Annotated in this window: 1 protein-coding gene; it reads right to left on the reverse strand. The window is 56.3% G+C overall.

The window, feature by feature from the left end:
* Positions 1-245, reverse strand: a 245-nt coding sequence (locus ACLJNW_RS27685) for a hypothetical protein (protein WP_410961777.1), incomplete at both ends; no start/stop codon positions are given.

The following is a 245-nucleotide window of genomic DNA, read 5'->3' on the forward strand; positions in this document are numbered from 1 at the left end:
TCATACGTCTCATCTGCTCGGGATCGAGACCGCACTCCGTTTGGTAGAAAGGCAACACGGTATTCTCGATATAGTCGCGTACATCCAGCGCCGACTGCCGGTTGGACTGTAGCCAGTTATAGCCGGCGCACCAGACATCGAACTGGTATCGGCTGGCCCTGAGCAATTCCTCTTCATCGATCGGCCCAACCTTTCCCTGCTCCTCACCCTGATCTCCAGGAGGAGAGAGGGCTTCGTCATTCCAC

The organism is Salmonella sp. SAL4457, from assembly GCF_046548235.1.
GTDB classification, from domain to species: domain Bacteria; phylum Pseudomonadota; class Gammaproteobacteria; order Enterobacterales; family Enterobacteriaceae; genus Salmonella; species Salmonella enterica.